The organism is Cellulosimicrobium marinum, from assembly GCF_020551945.1.
Lineage (GTDB): Bacteria > Actinomycetota > Actinomycetes > Actinomycetales > Cellulomonadaceae > Cellulosimicrobium > Cellulosimicrobium marinum.
This window is the reverse complement of record NZ_JAJBZH010000001.1, coordinates 658,818-673,608: the sequence shown is the minus strand read 5'-3', so window position 1 is coordinate 673,608 and position 14,791 is coordinate 658,818. Positions and strand designations below refer to the sequence as shown.

Genomic DNA, 14,791 nt, shown 5'->3' with positions numbered 1-14,791 from the left:
AGGGGCGGCGCGCCCGGTGTCTGCAGGCACCGTCCCACCCTCGGGGCGGACGACGACGCTCGCACCCCTGGCGGCCCGTGGGCGGCACGCGGTAGGAACGCCCCATGAAGACGCCTCCCCCGACCGACGCCTGGTGGATCTGCCGCACGTGCGCCGTCGAGCACGCCGAGCGCCCGCACGTGTGCGCGATCTGCGCCGACGAACGCCAGTGGGTCCCCGCGACCGGGCAGGCCTGGACCACCCTCGACGCGCTCGCCGCGGCGGGAGAACGGGTCGTCGTCGCCGAGCTGGAACCCGACCTGCTGGGCCTGACGAGCGAGCCGAGCGTCGGGATCGGGCAGCAGGCGAAGGTCGTGCGCACGCCCGCGGGCAGTCTCCTGTGGGACCCGCTCGGCTACGTCGACGACGCGGCGGTCGAGGCCGTGCGCGCGTTCGGTCCCGTCGTGGCGATCGTCGCGAGCCACCCGCACATGTTCGGCGTCCAGGTCGAGTGGAGCCGCCGCCTCGGCGGGGTCCCCGTCCTCGTCGCGGAGGCCGACGCGCGGTGGGTCGCCCGGCCCGACCCGGTGATCGAGACGTGGTCGGGCGAGCGCGAGATCCTGCCGGGCGTCGTGCTGTCGCAGCCGGGCGGGCACTTCCCCGGCAGCGCGGTGGCGCACTGGGCGGCGGGCGCCGAGGGCCGCGGGGTGCTGCTCAGCGGCGACACGATCATGGCGAACCCGGACCGCACGTCCGTGAGCTTCATGCGCTCCTACCCCAACCGCATCCCGCTGTCCGCGGCCGTGACGCTGCGCGTCGCGCACCACGTGGCCCGCCGTCCCTTCGAACGGCTCTACAACAACTTCGAGGGCGTGGTCCCCGCCGACGCGCACGACGTCGTGCTGCGCTCGGCCGAGCGCCACGCCGCCTGGGTGCGCGGCGACTTCGACCACCTCACCTGAGCAGGCCGACGGTGGAACGCACCACGACCGGAGTCACGCGCCCACGACGAGCGAGACGGCGATCGTCGCCATGACGACGGCGATCGCGCCGTCGAGCACCCGCCACGCCACGGGCCGGGCGAACAGGGGCGCGAGGAGGCGTGCGCCGTAGCCCAGCGCGGTGAACCACATGACGCTCCCGAGGACGGCACCGGTCCCGAAGAGCCCGCGGACGACGTCGGGCCCGGGGGTGCCGTCACCGGCGTGCGCGGCAGCGTAGCCCGCGGCGAGCGTGCCGAGGAGGAGGACGGTGTCGAGGTAGACGTGCGGGTTGAGCCACGTCAGGGCGAGCGCCGTCCCGACGGCGGCCCGCGCCGACCCGGGCGCACGGGAGCCGCTCGCCGTGTCCAGCACCCCGGGCCGCAGCGCGCGGCGAGCCGCGAGCGCCGCGAGGACGAGGAGGAACGCGGCGCCGACCCAGCGGACGGCCGTGAGGACGGCGGGGGCTCCGGTGACGAGCGCGCCGAGTCCGGCGGTCCCGGCGGCGACGAGGATCGCGTCGGACGCCGCGCACACGACGACGACGGGGAGCACGTGCTCGCGGCGCAGGCCCTGGCGCAGCACGAACGCGTTCTGCGCGCCGATCGCGACGATGAGGGACAGGCCGGCGGCGAGGCCGGCGAGGAGGTGCTGGGCGAGGGAGAGCGCGGTCACGGTGTCGACGCTAGGCGCGATCCCTCGTGCAGTACAGCGAATGTTTCTGCACGATCGTAAGATCTGCTCATGGTCGACCTGCCGCCGGACCAGCTCCGCACCCTCGACGCCATCGCCACGACGGGGACGTTCGACGCCGCCGCCCAGCGCCTCGGCGTCACCCCGTCCGCGGTGAGCCAGCGCATGCGCGCGCTGGAGTCCGCCGTCGGGCAGGTGCTCGTACGGCGCGGACGCCCGGCCGAGCTCACACCCCCGGGCCACGTGCTCGTGCGGCACGCGCGCCACGTCCTCCTCCAGCAGGCGGACGTGCTCGCCGAGCTCGGCCTGAACGCCCCGGCCCGGGGCGACGCACCGCCCGCACGGCCCGACCTGCCGGAGATCACGCTCGTCGTCTCCGGCGACGCCCTCACCACCTGGGCGCTGCCCGCGCTCGTCGAGGCGTCGGCGTGGGCGCAGCTCGAGGTGGTGCGCGAGGACGAGGAGCACTCGATCGGCCTGCTGCGCGACGGCACGGCCGTGGCCGCCGTGTCGTCCGTCGGCGACGCGGTCCCCGGGTGTCGTGCGACGCTGCTCGGGTCGATGCGGTACCGGCCCGTCGCCAGCCCGGCGTTCGTCGCGCGCTGGTTCCCGGACGGGCCGACGCCCGCCGCGCTCGCCGTCGCCCCCGTCCTCGCCTTCGACCGCAAGGACGACCTCCAGGAGCGCTACCTGCGGGAGCGCCACCGGCGGGACCGTGCGGGCGGCGCGCCGCCGGACCCGCCGCGCCACCACGTCCCGGCGTCGCACGAGTTCCTCCGCGCGATCGAGCACGGCATGGGCTGGGGCATGCTGCCCGACCTGCAGAGCGAGACCGGGGTGCGCGCGGGGCGCCTCGTCGGGTTCGACGACGCGAACGCCGTGGACGTGCCGCAGCACTGGCAGCAGTGGCGTCTGCACTCGGCGTCGCTCGACCGCCTCGCCGCCGCCGTCGCCCGGGCGGCTCGCGCCGCACTGGGCTGACCGTCACCGAGATCGGCGGACCTGGCCGACGTCGGCACCCCCGACCTGCCGAGCTCGACGAGGTCTGCCGATCTCGGCGCGCGTGCCCGTCGCGAACGACGGCACCTCGGGGCAGACTCGCAGGGTGGACGAGCGGACGCGGACGCGGCACGTGGCCTGGACCGGGTGGGACGACGACCCACACCGGCTGGAGGCGGCGACGTTCACGCTGCACCCGAACCGGCTCGACGCGCACGGGACGTCCCGTGCCACCGGGTACGCGACCGCGTGGGCCCTCACGACGGGTCCGGGCTGGGTCACCGAGCGGCTGGAGGTCACGGCGCGCGGGCCCGGGTGGGCGCGGCACCTCGACCTCACCCGCTCGCCCGACGGCGCGTGGCTGGCCGACGTCGCGACGTCCGGCCGCGCTCCCGGGCACCTCGGCCCGCCCGGGCTCGACGACCCGTCGGTGCTCGACGGGGCCGTCGACTGCGACCTCGCGCTGTGCCCGGCGACCAACACGATGCCGGTCCTGCGGCTCGGCCTGCCGGGGGACGCCGCGCCCGCCGGCGAGACGTCGTTGGTGATGGCGTGGGTGGACCTCCCGTCGCTCCGGGTGCTCCGTAGCGAGCAGGTCTACGCCCCTGCCTCGCCCGTCGACCCGGCGACGGGCCACGGCACGGTCCGGTACACGAGCGCCACCCGCGACTTCACGGCCGACCTCACGGTCGACGCGGACGGGATCGTCGTCGACTACCCGCAGCTCGCGCGCCGCCTCGGGACCCCGGTCACTCCGACGGGGGACGACGCCGCGTCTGCTTGACCCCGGCACGGCGCTTCTTCGCGTCGATGCGCCGCTCCACGGACCCGCGCGTGGGACGGGTCGAGCGCCGCGCCGGGCCCGGCGGTGCGAGGGCGTCGGCGACGAGCGCGGCGAGGCGCGCCCGGGCGGCCTCCCGGTTGCGCAGCTGCGCCCGGTGCTCCGACGCCGCGACCGTGAGGACCCCGCCGACCAGGCGCCGCCCCAGCCGTTCCTCGACCCGGGCACGCTGCGCGGGCGTCAGCACGGCCGACCCGCCGACGTCCCACGACAGCTCGACGCGCGAGTCCGCCGTGTTGACCCCCTGACCACCCGGCCCGGACGACCGCGAGAACCGCCACCGCAGCTCGGCCTCCGGCACGACCAGGGCGCGCGTCACGCGCAGGCCGGGGCGGGCGTCGTCGGGCACGGCACCATCATGCCGGGCAGGGCGCGCCGACCGTCAGACGAAGCCGAGCGACCCGAGCACCCCGCGCAGGATCTCCTCGCCGCGCGCCGAGTCGGGGACGGAGAGCATGACGGTGTACCCGACCCCGCCCGCCTCCCGGACGTCGACCTGGACCTGCAGCCCGGGGGCGCCGTCCACCGTGAACGGGTACCGGGTCACGACGACGTGGTCCGCACCGGGCACGTCGACCGTCTCGACGGTCGCGCCCCACGACTGCTCCGCCTCCGCGAGGGAGGCGGCGTCAGGCGCCACCCAGGTGGCGTACCCGCCCGCCACCGACACCGTGAGGTCGGACGGCGTCCCGCTCCCGACCGCGTCCGCGGCGGCGGGGCCGGTGGTCCCGCTCGTCCACGAGCTGAGGCGCGCGCCGTTCCGCAACGGGTCGCGCGCCGGGGACCAGCCCGGGGGGACGGCGTACGACAGCCCGGCGAGCTCGTGCACGGCCCAGTCGTCCGGCACGCCCGTCACGACCCCGTCCACGTGCGGCAGGTCTTCCGTCCGTGCCGTCTCCCCCGAGTCGTCGTCCGTCGGTGAGGTGTCCGTGGACGCACGCTCGGTCGGGGTGGCGGCGGGTCCGGTCGGCGCGGGATCGCGGTCGAGGACGACCGGCGCGACGACCACGGAGGCCGCGACGAGCGCGGCCAGCCCACCACCGACCGCCCGGCGCGTCCGCACGGTCCGCACCGCGCGTGCCGCTCGTGCGTCGGGCTCGAGCTCGGGGACGTCGACGTGCTCGGCCGCGTCACGCAGCCGCTCCATAAGCGGGTCGGTCCGGGTCATGACGGCTCCACTCCTACGGTCGGGCGGACGGCGGGCTCCCCGAGGAGCTCGCGCAGCCGCGCGAGGCCGCGCGACGACTGCGACTTGACGGTGCCGACGGGCAGCCGGAGGGTCCGCGCGGTCTCCGCCTCCCCGAGGTCGAGCAGGAAGCGCAGCACGACGACGCGCCGCTGCTTCACCGGGAGCTGCGCCAGCGCGCGGACCACGCGGTCACGGTCCGCCACGCGGTCTGCCAGCCGGTCCTCGGCCGGCGAGGCCCCACGGGCGGCGACCGGCCCACCGGCGAGTGCGGCGAGGTCGTCGGGCTCGACGGCGTGCTCGCGGCGCGTGCGGCGCCACGTGTCGACCCGCAGGTTGGCCAGCACGGTTCGTGCGTAGGCGAGCGGCGACCCGTCACGCACGCGACCCCACGACCGGTAGGTGCGTTCCAGCGTCTGCTGGACGAGGTCCTGCGCTCGGTGCTGGTCGCCGCAGAGCAGGAACGCGACGCGGTACAGGGTCGCCGCGTGCTCGCGGACGAAGACCGTGAACTCCTCGCGGTCCGTCGCGGCGCCCCCGCCGGCGACGACGACCACGTCCTGCTCGCCGCTCATCCGCACGGTCTCTCGATGCTCATGCCGACGTAGACGCAGCAGCCGTGCACGAGGTTCCGTCCGGCTCCAGCCCTCTCCGGGCCGGACGTCTCAGTGCCCACCCAGCGCGGCGTCGATCTCCTCGACGCGCCGGGCGACCAGGTCGCGCAGCACGTCGTCGGGCAGGGGGTGGTCGGCGGAGAACCGGATCGTGCCCTTGGCGTGCGACCAGCCGTCGAGCCGGGGGGCGACGGCGGCGACGGCCGCGGGGCTGTACGGGTAGACGGCGAGGTGCCGGGCCGAGCTCATCGCGCTGAGCAGGGCCTTGCCGCGGTAGGTCAGCGCGGGCATGCCATAGCTGGTGCCCTCGGCGGCGTCGGGCACCATCTCGCGCGCGACGTCGACGACGTGCGCGAGCGTGCCGCGGTCCGGCTCGGCGAGGCCGGCGAAATAGTCCGAGACGGTCCCCATCGGCCCATGGTCCCGCTACCCGGCGGCCCGCGCCCGTCCGGCGTCGAGCACGGTCCGCTCGGTGGCGCGGAGCACGGCCTCGGCGATCGCGTCGTCGAGCCGCGCCGTGTCGACGGTGAGCACGAGGTCCACGCCGCCGCCGGGCGCGTCGACGAGGTGCAGGGCCAGGGAGATGCCGCCCTGGTTGTCGGGGGCGTCGGCCCGCGCGAGCCGCCGGCTGCCCGTCGGGCGGGCGTGGTGGTTGCGGTCCGGCCCGGTGCCGCGCCGGTCGTTGTACCAGCAGGTCGTGTCGTGCCGGGCGTCGAGGTCGGAGGCGGCGTCGTGCACGAGCCGGTCCTTGTCGTAGTACGCCGACCGGTACGCCGTCATGGCCGCGCGCCACACCCGGGCGGTCACGTCCTCGAACGGCGCGTCGAGACCGTCGACGTGCAGCAGGCCCTCCATGGCGACCGTCGCGACCGACCGCGCGAGCGCGGGCCGGAAGCGGTTGCTCGACATCACCTGGAGCACGACGTCGTCCCTCCCGGCCGCGTCCGCGAGCGCCCGGCAGGACGCGGCGAGGAGCACGACGGCGGGGCTCACCCGCCAGCGTGCGGCGAGCCGGTCCGCGGCCGGGCCGAGGCGGCGCGAGCGCAGGACGGTCTGCCGGTACCGGGCACGGGGTGCGGCGGGCGGCACGCCCGGGGACGTGGGTGCACCGGTGGAGGTCGGGGTGCCGCCCGGGGGGCGTGGGGGGAACGTCTCGGCGGGGGCGGCGCGCATGGTGCGCAGGACGCGGGCCCGGGCCGCGTCGTCGTGCCGCCGCCCCGCGGGGGACGCCTGCCAGGCCGCCTCGTCGAGCGGCGTCCACGTCCCGTCGAGGGCGGGGAGCGGCGTGCCGGACGCGAGGGCGACGAGGTCGGCGTCGAGCACGGGCAGCGCCCAGCCGTCCGCCGCGGTGTGCGCGACGACGACGACGGCGTGGTGCACGGCGTCGCCGACGGTCACCAGACCGGCCCGCACCGGCAGCTCGCGCGCGTACGCGAACGGCGCGCCCCACAGCTCGTGCCGCAGCCGCGCCGCGACGACCGGGACCTCCGCGACGGTCGCGACCCGCTCCTCCACGACGGGCACGGCCGCGTGCGCGGTGAGCTCCTGGGCGTAGCCGTCGCCACGCGGCACGAGGCGGGTGCGCAGCGCGTCGTGCCGCTCCACGACGTCCCGCACGACGCGGAGCGCCGTCGCGACGGGCACGGGCCGGTCGAGCGGTCCGCCCCACGTGAGGTTGAACTGGTGGTCGAGGGGCGCGAGCGCCGCGAGGGCGCGCCGGATCGCGGTCTGGCCCCACGTCGCGGGCCCCGACCCTGCGGGGCCGCGCACCTCGACGTCGTGCGTCGCCCTCATGCCGTCCTCCTCGGGGGTGCGTCGTCCGGTGCGGGCCAGGTGTGCGCTCGCCAGGTGTGCGGCGTCGGGCCCGGGGTGGCGCACGCCGCGACCGCCCCGTCCGGTCCGGGCAGGTCGCTCACCCACCACTCCTGGCCGCGCCACGCGCCGTCGGTGGCGCGCACGGGCCCGGGGTCGCGCACGTCGAGCCCGAGCACGTCGAGGAGCCGCCCCCCGACGGCCTTCGCGCACGCCTCCAGGCGGGCCACCCGCCGCCACTGCTCCTGCTCGTCCCCGTCGGCCCCGGTCTTCCAGAAGCGCCGGGCGAGCGCGGCGACGTCCACCCGCGCGTCCGTCACCTGCACGTCCACCCCCACGTCCGTGGTGGCGAGGGCGACGAGCGCGTGGTCGCCGCTGCGGCTGAGGTTCCACCGCTGCCCGACGACGGCCCCCGGCTTCCCGTGCGGCCCCACCTCCCACGCCACGTCCCCCGGCGCGACGCCGGTGCGTGCGGCGAGGACCTCACGGGCCGCGACGTGCGCGGTCACGTAGCGCGCGGCGTCGGCGGCCGAGGCGAGGCGCTGCGCGCGGGCCCTCTCCGCGGCGCCGAGCACCGACGCGGCGCGACGCGTCGACGGGCCGGTGCGCACGTACCAGACGTCGACCGTCGCGCCGTGGTGCCCCGTCACCGGGCCGCGACCCGCGAGGCCGCGGGGGTGCCGGTCGGAGCGTCCGGGGCGCGGCCGCCCGCGGTGACCGTGACGCCCGCCCCGTCGACGTGCGCGACGACGCCCCGCAGGTCGACCGTCCCGTGCGCGGCACCGGCGAGGACGTGCGGCGCGACGGACAGCACCGTCGCCCCCGCGGCGGATCCCGCGGCGACGCCCGCGGCCGCGTCCTCCGCGACGAGGCAGCGCCCCGACGCCACCCCGAGCAGGTCCGCGCCACGCAGGTATCCCTCGGGCGCGGGCTTGCCGTGCGCCACGTCCTCCGAGCACACGAGGTCCCGCGGCACGGGCAGGCCCGCCGCCGCGAGCCGGGCGAGCGCGACCTCGCGCGCCGCCGACGTGACGACCGCCCACCGGTCGGCGGGCAGCGCCGCGAGCAGGTCCGCCGCGCCGGGCACCGCGACGACGTCCTCGGTGTCGTCGCACGAGATGCGGTGCAGCCAGGCGGCCTCGCGGTCGACGTCGGCCCAGGGGGCGACGAGACGGACCACCTCGACGTCGCGCCGGCCGTGCGACGCCTCGACCACGGCGGCGCCGTCGAGCCCGTGCCGCTGCGCCCACAGCAGCGTGTGCCGCTCGATCGCCGCGGCCGAGTCCACGAGGGTCCCGTCGAGGTCGAGGAGCAGCGCCTCCCCCGACCACCGCCACGCCACGCTCACAGCAGCTCCTCGGCGCGCGCGAGCCGCGCACGGTCGTAGGCGGCGCCGAGCCGCGGGAGGAGCCCCGCGGGGTCGTGCGCGTGCGGCAGGCCGAGGCCCTCGTCGGACGGGACGGCGAGCACCCGCGGCCCCTGCCCGAGCGCGTCGAGGGCGTGCACGAGGTCCGCGACGTCGTCGTCCGGCCGCCCTGCCGCCCACAGCGCCCGCGTCACGTACCCGACCTCCGGGTCGACGCCGAGGACGGCGCGCGGCGGGACCCGCTCGCACGCGAGGAGCTCGACCACGGCACGGCCGTCCGCCGGGACCGGCGCCCCGAGGTGGCCGGAGTCGGGGGCGACGACGTGCTCCACCGCACCGTCGAGCGCGTGCCGGGCGGCCAGGTCGCCGAGCGCCGCCCCCGCGCGCACCCCGCACGCGACGCAGTCGTGCACCACCGCGAGGACCCGCGGCGCCTCGCCCGGCGCCGCCCGGCACACGGTCTCGGCGTCCGCGACGGCCAGGCGCCGCACCGCGGCGAGCAGGTCCGCGTCCGCCGTCCCCGGGTCGGCGTCGTCGGGGTCGCCGGCCGGGCTCCCCGCGCCGGCCGCGCGGCCGCGCGCCTCCCCGGCCGCCAGCGCGACGAGCCCGACGGCGACGAGGTCGTCCACGGGCGCGTCGCCCCGGTCCGCGGGGTCCAGCCCGGACAGCACCCACGTCCGCACGGCGGCCTCCCGCTGGGCGCCCGGCTGCGCGGCGACGGCCGCGGGCCAGGCCGTGCGGGCGACGTCGTACCCGAGCAGCCAGCACGCCGCCGCGAGCTCGGCGCACGCCGCGGGCGGCACCGCCGCGAGCGACGCGGGCGCCATGGCGACGAGACGCCGCACCTCCGTACCGACGAGGGCGGGGTCGGCGCCGAGCCACCCCGACCACCGGCGCCACTCCCAGTCGAAGGGGTGCTCCAACGGTTCGCCGACCGCCGGCCGCAGCACGCGCAACGCGCAGCGCGACCCCTGGAGCGTCACCGCGACGGGACGTCGGGTCGCGGGGGTGCGGGACGGCGTCGTGCCCGGCGAGGGCGCGTCCCAGGCGTCGGGGTCGACCGGGCCGACGGGCGGGACGGTCGCGTGGCGGGCGCCGTGCGCGTCGTTCCCGGCGAGGCTCGGGCCGTCCCCGTGCTCGACGACGTGCGGCAGCGTCGCGACCACCGGGTACCCCTCGCGCGCGCAGAAGTCGACGACGGCCTCGTCGTCGTCGCGCAGGTCGTCGGGCAGCGTGTCGAGGTACGCGGCGAGGGCGCGCGCGCCGTCCGCGGGGAGGACGAGCGCGAGGGTCGGCACCCACTCGTCGTGCCCGAGCGGGGCCCACGCCTGCCCGGCGACCGCGGCGGCGCGCACCAGGTACGCGTTGCGGGGGCTGTTCCAGTTCGAGTAGAGCGCCACGGCGTGCCGGTCCCGCGCCGCCACCGCGCGCTCCACGAGCGCCGCGAACCCGGGGACGGGCGTGACGTCGTCCTGCAGCACGAGGTGGTGGGTCGCCCCGGGCGCGACCGCCGCCCACGCGCGCCGCGCGGTCCGCAGCGGGCTCGGCGGGCCGTCGGGCTCCGGGTCCTCCACGACCCGCACGTCGAGGGGCGCGCACGCCGCGACGAGCCCGGACACGTCCCCCCGCGCCGGGTGGTGCATGACGACGGCGCTCAGCACGACCGTCACGACGCACCCCCCGCCTCCGGTGCCTGCGCCGCCCGGCGGCGCACGAGCACGACGGTGAGCGGCAGCAGCACGGCGAGCCCGACGGCGTTCGCCACCGCGACGGTCGTGTACAGCGCGACGGGCCCGCCGCCGGACCGCGCGAGCGCCGCCCCGACGCCGAGCGACATGGCGTAGTAAGCGACGTTCAGGGTCACGGCCAGACGCCCGTGCCCGAGCTGTTCGAGGAGCGTGACGAGGTAGAGCACCACGCCCATGCCCGCGTACGACGGGCCGACGACGCGCAGGTACAGCGCGGCCTGCTCGGCCACGGCGGCGTCCGCGGACAGCAGGCCCGCGACCAGCGGCGCGGTGCCCAGGACCACGACCCCCACCGCGACGTACACGAGCACGACGACGACCGTCCCCGCCCGCAGAGTGCGCGGCAGCAGGCGCAGGTCGCCCGCGCCCCACTGCTGGTTCATCACCACGCTCACGGCGGCGGCGAGACCGATCGCGGGGACGATGACGAGCGTCTGTACCGTCGCGGCACCGCCGTAGCCGGCCACGACGTCCGGGCCCGACGGCCCCAGCACCCACACCATGACGAGGTTCGTCACCGTGAGGAGCAGGTACGACAGCCCGACCGGCAGCCCGATGCCCAGCAGCAGCGGTCGCACCGCGACCGCTGCCCCGGCCGACCCCCTAGGCTCGGTCGTCCCCGCTGTCCCGGTCGTCCCCGCAGGCCCGGTCGCGCGCGACGGCCTCGTGGCGAGCCCGGCGCGGGCGAGCAGGAGCCACGCGACGGCACCGCCCAGCACCGCCGACGCGGCGACACCCAGGGGCACGGACATGACCCCGAGGCCGCCGACCCGGCCCGCGCCCCCCACGACGCCGACCTGCACCCCCGCGACGAGGAATGACACGACCGCCGACGCCCCCGGACGACCCCAGCCGCGCAGCGACGCGGCGGCGACCGTCGTCGGCACGGACAGCACGGACGCCACGACGGTCCAGCGCGCGAACGCCACGAAGTCGTCGACGAGCGGCGCCGGGACGTCGAGCAGCGCCGCGAGCGACGGCGCGAGCAGCACGACACCGAGCGCCGCCACGCCGAGCACCGCGGACCCGGCGCCCACGAACCGCAGCAGCGTGCCGGTCGCGCCCCGGCCCTGGCCGTCCCTCGCGGACGAGCGCGCTCCGCGCAGGCGCGCGAACCCGACCTGCGTCGCGACGTCCAGACCCTCCTGGACGGCCAGCACGAGGAACGACACAGGGATGAACACGGACCGCACGTAGAGCGCGTCGTCGCCCATGTGCCCCAGCAGGGCCGCCACGACGAGCTGCGCGAGCGCACCGACGACGAGCGCCGCGCAGATCGGTCCCGCGAGGCGCACCACGCGGCGACGCAGGACGCGGACGGACGGGTCGGCGTCGGGCACGGCGGCCGCACCCACGGGCGCGGGGGCGGGCGCCGGTGCGACCGCCGCCTCCTCAGACGAGCGCGACATCCCGTGCCCTGCCCTGCAGCCACCCCTGGGCGAGCGTGAGGCGCTGCACGGTCCGCGTGCCCTCCATCATCTCCAGGCCGGGCACGTCGCGGACGAGCTTGTCGAGGTACGGGTGCTCCCAGCGGCTGCCCGGACCGAGGAACGTCGGCGCGGCGTGCGTGACCTCCTCCGCGAGGTCGAGCGCGGCCGTCTTCGCCGCGGCGGGCAGCGTGCCGTCCGCCGGGTCGACGTCGGCCTCCGCCGCGGCGCGCAGCACTAGCGCGCGCACGGCGTGCAGGCGCTCGGCGTACGTCTCCAGGCGCTCGCGCTCGTCCGCGCGCAGGGTGCGCCGCTCCGCGCGCACGTAGTCGAGCGCGGCCTGCGTGACGCCGACGCCGAGGGCCGCGACCACGGGGCGCAGGCGGTTGAACGTGCGGACCGCGCCGATGAGGCCGCGCCGCGAGGGCGACAGGTGGCGGCCCAGCATGTCGTCCGGGTGCAGCGCGACGTCGTCCAGCACGACCTCGCCGAGCTGCACGGCGCGCATCCCCGTCGTCACGAGGGGGCGCGCGTCGAAACCCGGCCGGTCCGTCGTGACGAGGTGCACGCCGACGCCGAGAGGACCGGGGCGGTGCCGGGCGAACACGACGCCGAGGCTCGCGCGCGCCACGTTGCCCACGTACCGCTTGTGCCCCCGCAGCACGCTGCCGCCGTCGTCGGAGGTCGCGACCTGCGTCTCGAGCGCCGCGGCGTCCGACCCGCGCGCGGGCTCGGTGAGGCCGAAGAACGTCCAGGTCCGCGGCTGCGCGACACGCCGGTAGAACCGGTCGCGCTGCTCGTCGTCGGCGAGGTCGTCGACGACGATGCCGGACATCGACGGGCCGGGCGCGCCCACGACCACCGACGCGTCACCCCGCGCGAGGGTCTCCGCGACGACGACCCGCTCCACGCAGGTGCGCACGTGCACGGCCGCGCCGCGCACGCGCAGCGGGTCGACGTACCCGGGAGGGAACCCGCCGAGCTCGCGGTAGGGCAGCGCCCCGGAGTCGAGCAGGGCCCCCAGCGCGGCCGGGTCGGCGTCGATCGCGAGCGCATGGTCGCGCAGCGCGCGCGTCACCGGGGCGAGCTCGGCGCGCAGGGCGTCCAGGTCGGTCATGCGTGCACCTCCTGCGGGAGCCTCCCGCTCGCGTGCCCGAGCAGGTCGATCGTGCGTGCGAGCCGCGCCGGGGCGTCGTCGACGAACCCGGCGGCGCCCCACAGGTTGTGGACCGTGCGCGCCGAGCGCGTGAGCACGTCGTCGACGCGCGCGAGCCGCGCCGCCGTCACCGGCCCGGGACGGGACAGCAGGGTCTGCGCCTCCAGGTGCGCGAGCGCGGCGTCGGCGACCACGACCCGCACGGGCGCGAGGTTCACCGTCGCGGTGCCGCCGACGGTGCGCCCGCGCAGCCGGTCGACGGCCTGCTCGCAGAACCGCTCGCACAGCCCCGTGCGCACCCAGGCGACGCCGACGCGCCACGCGGCGTCCGCGGCCGGGCCGTCGGCGGCCGGGCCGTCGGCGGCCGTGCCGTCGGCGCCGCGGCCGACGCGCCAGGCGAGGAGGTCATCGGTCTCCCCCGCGACCGCCCCGACGCGCTGCGCACCCGCGGGCGGGGCGACGGTCTCGGGCAGCAGCACGCACTCCCCCGCCAGCGCCGCGACGGGGAGCAGCGCGGCGAGGGCGGCCAGGGCCTCGGCCGCGCCCGCGGTCCGGGCGGTGTCGCGCACGCGCACGAGGTCCGCGAGCGCCGTCGCCCCCGGGGTGGCCGTCGGCGACGGTGCCGGCGACGGTGCCGGAGCCGACGCGGAGGCCGGGGTCGTGGTCACGGCGCTCATGCGGGCACCGCCTCGACGACAGGCCGCTCGGCGGTCGTGCGCGTGCCCGCGTCCGGGTGCCCGACGCGCGGGCCCAGCCGCAGCGTGCACCGGTACCCGAGCCCGTGGCAGCGTTCGTGGACGACGAGCGGCACGTCGGGCGCGTCCGCCTCGCGGGCGGCGAGCACCTCCCACACGCCCGTGGTCGCGGCGCCGGGGTCGGCCCGTACCACGGAGGTCGGACCCACCCCGTCCGGGGAGTCGTCGCCGTCGTCGGCCGGGTCCACCTCGGCGCCGAGAACTCGCAGCCCGGTGGGCGCGCCGACCGGGCCGGACGCGCCGTCCGGCGTCCGCTCCCCGGGGTGCCGGGCGTACTCGGCCGTGGCGCGGGCGACCGCGGCCGCCACGTCCCCCCGGGGCGCGCGACGCACCGTGAGCTCCTCGACCGGACGCCCCGCCACGCCGTGGCCGACGACCAGCGCGACGACGCGGTCGCGCGCGGGGAGGCGCACCGTGCCCGGGTCGGGCAGGGTGCACTGCTCCAGGACCAGCACGAGCGCCGACCCGCCGGTCATCACGAGCTGCTCGTGCGCGAGGCGCAGCGCCGTGAACGGACCCGCCACGCCCTGCTCGGTCACGCTGAACGTGAACGGCCGGTCCGCGAACAGGTCGCTGACGAACCCGCCGAGCAGGCGTTCGTGCTGCAGGTCCGGCGTCGTGACGGCGAGCACGACGACGCGCACGTCACCCAGCGCCCCCCGGGCGGCGAGCGCGTCGCGCGCCGTGCGGATCATCGTCGGGTAGTCGCGGCCCGGCCCGTCGGCGAGCCAGTCCGTCGGGACGTCGGTGCCGTACACCCAGCGCAGGTCCTCCGCCACGGCCTGGCGCGGACCGTCGCCCGCGGGCGCGAGGTCGTCCACCGGGACGTCGACGACGTGCGCGACCCGCAGCGGCGCGCCGTCGGCGCTCACGAGGCGCACGTCAGCGCTGCGCCGAGTGGTCGACGACGAAGTCCGTCAGCGCGCCCACGCTCTCCAGGTGGTGCTGCTCCAGCGCCTCGGGGTCGACCTCCATGTCGAGCGAGTCCTCGAGGGCCATGAGCAGGCCCAGGACGCTCGTCGAGTCGAGGTCGAGCTCGTCGAAGAGGCGGGTGGACTCGGTGACGTCCGGCAGCGGTCGCCCGAGGACGCTCGACAGCGCCTCCACGACCGCGCCGACGACGCGCTCGCGGCTGAGCTCGGCGGTGGTGCTCACGGTGGTCTCCTCCGGTTCGGTGGCCGCCACGACGGGTGGCCGGGTCGGTGCCGTCCGGCCGTCGGGTGACGACCGGACGA

The 14,791-nt window shown here is 77.8% G+C and carries 17 protein-coding genes; 3 read left to right on the top strand and 14 right to left on the bottom strand.

The annotated features are described in order from the left end of the window. Positions 1–104: 104 nt before the first annotated feature. Positions 105–941, top strand: a complete 837-nt coding sequence (locus LGQ04_RS03070; RefSeq protein ID WP_229242095.1) for an MBL fold metallo-hydrolase — start codon at positions 105–107, stop codon at positions 939–941. Positions 942–974: 33 nt separating this feature from the next. Here LGQ04_RS03070 and LGQ04_RS03065 read toward each other — a convergent pair whose 3' ends face one another. Then, positions 975–1,634 carry a LysE/ArgO family amino acid transporter gene (locus LGQ04_RS03065; protein WP_229242093.1) on the bottom strand — a complete coding sequence of 220 codons (660 nt, stop codon included), beginning with the start codon at positions 1,632–1,634 and terminating at the stop codon, positions 975–977. Positions 1,635–1,703: 69 nt separating this feature from the next. Between LGQ04_RS03065 and LGQ04_RS03060 the strand changes: the two genes are divergently transcribed. Together LGQ04_RS03060 and LGQ04_RS03055 are read left to right on the top strand one after the other, a co-directional pair. Then, the gene (locus tag LGQ04_RS03060; protein WP_229242091.1) at positions 1,704–2,633 is read left to right on the top strand and encodes an ArgP/LysG family DNA-binding transcriptional regulator; all 930 of its coding nucleotides are present in this window, start codon (positions 1,704–1,706) and stop codon (positions 2,631–2,633) included. A gap of 124 nt (positions 2,634–2,757) precedes the next feature. Continuing rightward, positions 2,758–3,435: a putative glycolipid-binding domain-containing protein gene (locus tag LGQ04_RS03055; protein WP_229242090.1), complete on the top strand. Its 678-nt coding sequence runs from the start codon at positions 2,758–2,760 to the stop codon at positions 3,433–3,435. Here LGQ04_RS03055 and arfB read toward each other — a convergent pair. From arfB to LGQ04_RS02990, 13 genes are all read right to left on the bottom strand, one after another. Beyond that, positions 3,401–3,841, bottom strand: a complete 441-nt coding sequence (gene arfB, locus LGQ04_RS03050) for an alternative ribosome rescue aminoacyl-tRNA hydrolase ArfB (RefSeq protein WP_229242089.1) — start codon at positions 3,839–3,841, stop codon at positions 3,401–3,403. The two genes, LGQ04_RS03055 and arfB, sit on opposite strands and share 35 nt — an antisense overlap. A gap of 33 nt (positions 3,842–3,874) precedes the next feature. Continuing rightward, positions 3,875–4,660: a hypothetical protein gene (locus tag LGQ04_RS03045; RefSeq protein WP_229242087.1), complete on the bottom strand. Its 786-nt coding sequence runs from the start codon at positions 4,658–4,660 to the stop codon at positions 3,875–3,877. Next, positions 4,657–5,253: a SigE family RNA polymerase sigma factor gene (locus tag LGQ04_RS03040; RefSeq protein ID WP_229242085.1), complete on the bottom strand. Its 597-nt coding sequence runs from the start codon at positions 5,251–5,253 to the stop codon at positions 4,657–4,659. Before LGQ04_RS03040 ends, LGQ04_RS03045 begins: the two co-directional genes overlap by 4 nt. Positions 5,254–5,343: 90 nt before the next feature. Beyond that, positions 5,344–5,703 carry an iron chaperone gene (locus LGQ04_RS03035; protein WP_229242084.1) on the bottom strand — a complete coding sequence of 120 codons (360 nt, stop codon included), beginning with the start codon at positions 5,701–5,703 and terminating at the stop codon, positions 5,344–5,346. A 15-nt stretch (positions 5,704–5,718) separates the two neighbouring features. After that, positions 5,719–7,086 carry a condensation domain-containing protein gene (locus LGQ04_RS03030; RefSeq protein WP_229242082.1) on the bottom strand — a complete coding sequence of 456 codons (1,368 nt, stop codon included), beginning with the start codon at positions 7,084–7,086 and terminating at the stop codon, positions 5,719–5,721. Next, on the bottom strand, positions 7,083–7,754 hold the full coding sequence (locus LGQ04_RS03025) for a 4'-phosphopantetheinyl transferase family protein (RefSeq protein ID WP_229242081.1): 672 nt from the start codon (positions 7,752–7,754) through the stop codon (positions 7,083–7,085). Before LGQ04_RS03025 ends, LGQ04_RS03030 begins: the two co-directional genes overlap by 4 nt. Continuing rightward, complete coding sequence (locus tag LGQ04_RS03020) at positions 7,751–8,452, bottom strand: HAD-IA family hydrolase (RefSeq protein ID WP_229242080.1); 702 nt, start codon at positions 8,450–8,452, stop codon at positions 7,751–7,753. Before LGQ04_RS03020 ends, LGQ04_RS03025 begins: the two co-directional genes overlap by 4 nt. Further along, positions 8,449–10,140, bottom strand: coding sequence for a hypothetical protein (locus tag LGQ04_RS03015; RefSeq protein ID WP_229242078.1), 1,692 nt, complete (start codon positions 10,138–10,140; stop codon positions 8,449–8,451). The genes LGQ04_RS03020 and LGQ04_RS03015 overlap by 4 nt, the downstream gene beginning before the upstream one ends. Then, the gene (locus LGQ04_RS03010; protein ID WP_229242076.1) at positions 10,137–11,627 is read right to left on the bottom strand and encodes an MATE family efflux transporter; all 1,491 of its coding nucleotides are present in this window, start codon (positions 11,625–11,627) and stop codon (positions 10,137–10,139) included. Before LGQ04_RS03010 ends, LGQ04_RS03015 begins: the two co-directional genes overlap by 4 nt. After that, on the bottom strand, positions 11,611–12,762 hold the full coding sequence (locus LGQ04_RS03005; protein WP_229242075.1) for an acyl-CoA dehydrogenase family protein: 1,152 nt from the start codon (positions 12,760–12,762) through the stop codon (positions 11,611–11,613). Before LGQ04_RS03005 ends, LGQ04_RS03010 begins: the two co-directional genes overlap by 17 nt. Beyond that, complete coding sequence (locus LGQ04_RS03000) at positions 12,759–13,478, bottom strand: hypothetical protein (protein ID WP_229242074.1); 720 nt, start codon at positions 13,476–13,478, stop codon at positions 12,759–12,761. Before LGQ04_RS03000 ends, LGQ04_RS03005 begins: the two co-directional genes overlap by 4 nt. Continuing rightward, positions 13,475–14,428, bottom strand: a complete 954-nt coding sequence (locus LGQ04_RS02995; protein ID WP_229242073.1) for a hypothetical protein — start codon at positions 14,426–14,428, stop codon at positions 13,475–13,477. The genes LGQ04_RS03000 and LGQ04_RS02995 overlap by 4 nt, the downstream gene beginning before the upstream one ends. Positions 14,429–14,438: 10 nt before the next feature. Next, a complete protein-coding gene (locus LGQ04_RS02990; protein ID WP_229242071.1) occupies positions 14,439–14,711 on the bottom strand; it encodes an acyl carrier protein in 273 nt (90 codons plus the stop codon). Between the last annotated feature and the right edge of the window lie 80 nt (positions 14,712–14,791).